1 protein-coding gene and 1 pseudogene are annotated in these 1963 nt (G+C 45.2%); both read right to left on the bottom strand.

Translation table 11 applies throughout. The features are described from left to right. A partial coding sequence (locus ACFIJL_RS09175; RefSeq protein WP_375624378.1) for a portal protein occupies positions 1–1802 on the bottom strand: 1802 nt, incomplete at its 3' end. Continuing rightward, a pseudogene (locus ACFIJL_RS09170) lies at positions 1787–1963 on the bottom strand (PBSX family phage terminase large subunit); the annotation flags it as partial. The gene ACFIJL_RS09175 and the pseudogene ACFIJL_RS09170, both read right to left, overlap by 16 nt.

Here is a 1963-nt window from a genome sequence, read left to right as displayed (position 1 = left end):
TGCTTTTCCTGCAACTTCATTTCCTGCTCGGGGTCCATCTGCTGTTGTTGTGCCATTTGTTGCTGTTGGAACTTCTCACTGACACGATTGAGTAATGACGCCGGCAATGGAGAATAACGAAGTAGATCAAGCATAATATCCGGCGTAATGGCATTTTGAAGCAATGGAAGCAGTTGTGTGATAATACCGAAGGTGCGCTCTTTCTCATTCGGGCTGGTTGGCGCATCATCAACTACAATATCATACTCGACACTCGTTACTTCTTCACGCGTCAATGGAATATATTGCGCATTCTCCTCACCAGATATCCGTACCAAACGACCATCGGACAAGTAATTCTGGATAAGATGCAAAATAATCTTACCTTGCCGCTTGCGGTACAAACGTAAACCATCAAACAGACAAGCAAGCAGATTTAAACTGGATTGGCGTCGTTGTGCCTCCAAAATACCCGCTTGTGTCACTTCTCTTGTGCCAATGAATTCGGGCGATAAACCCGTCACCTGATTAATTGCTTCCTTAGCTTCATTAAACAGCTGGAAAAAGCCTTGTGGAAACTGTGCTACGGGTTTGGGTTGGATCTTTCCTTGTGCCAATGCGTTAGGTTTAACCCATGTAATACTGTCTGATCGGCTTAAACTTTTTGCTGCTTCTCTCTCATCCTTAAATGCACCACTCTCTGCCATTATCCCGCCTTTGGATTGGCTATTAAGGATATACATAACTTGACTAAAGTACTTATTCGCCCACCGTTGTGGGTCTTTTGTAGGACGCACAACCCCATAAAATTGCCGTTCTATCTTGTCAAAATACCCCGTTATACACTCCCAACCCAATTGACCCGCTGGAACCAAAGGTTGATCGGGGGATTCAAGCAATTTTCTCCCTAAAAAAGCACGTCTTACAACCTTTTTATTGAAAGCTGCCCCTTGGATATCGTGCATCATGCACTGGAGCTGCTTAAATTCTTCCTCGCTATAATCACGAAGTTCTCCAGTGCTTAAATCGGGCGCTTTGTAATACCTCTCGCTTTCAAACCAACGGCATTCAACAAGTGTGATCATCCGTCGACCGTTTTCAACATCAATGCCCTTCTCATCATTATAAGCTTCAAGATCATTATGATGAATGCCCTCATAAGCAACCCCATCACGCGCCCAATCTGCACTCAGTTCACTCCAATGAGCTTTGGGAAACATCTGCTTAGCTACTTCCAAGGGCTTGCGATCTACATACCACATGCGTTGTGCATCGGTTAAATTCGGTTGCACTGCTGCACTATCCCAGACCATTTTCAGTGGGTCTAAACGCGTAATGACCGGTTCACCATCAAGACTGTTTTCATAATCAAGGCGGGTATCAGTCCACCCCATGCCGCAGATAACGGCATCTTGGAAAGCATCACTATCAGCGTATTCTGCATGCGCCATGTCCCGAAACCATTCTGCCGCACCAGTAAGCAATTCACTAGGCAATGCCTTCCCTACTTGACGGGGAATAAACTGCACTTCTCGCTTATTATTTCTCTCTGAACCCACAACAGCATTCACAAGCGGAGCAATACGATTAAAAGTCATAACGGGGCGGCGTTGCTCTTTTAACGCCGCTAAATCAGCCTCATTCCACTGATCACCATTGTAAAAACGAAAATCTTCCCGCGCATGTTCACGCCATTTATTCACATGCTCCACATCTTCTTTGTACCAACTCACAAGCTTGCGAAATAAGCCTTCTGTCGACAAATCTGATGCGTTACTTTCTTTATCTAAATGCTCTTCATCATACATCATTCTGCCATCCATGAGGTACTCTCATATTCCGTTCTGCCGCTATAAGCTGGTCGCTTTTGTATCGTCGGAGGTTCTTCATAAGCCACGCACATCAATCCAAAGGCATCTGCTCCATGACTGGACCAATCATGCTCTGCTCCCAAGCCAATATTGCGCTTCTCATCCCATTTCTC

It is taken from the genome of Bartonella sp. TT119HLJHH, from assembly GCF_042193385.1.
Lineage (GTDB): Bacteria > Pseudomonadota > Alphaproteobacteria > Rhizobiales > Rhizobiaceae > Bartonella.
Note: the sequence above shows the minus strand (reverse complement) of the source record. Positions and strands in the feature narration are given on the sequence as shown.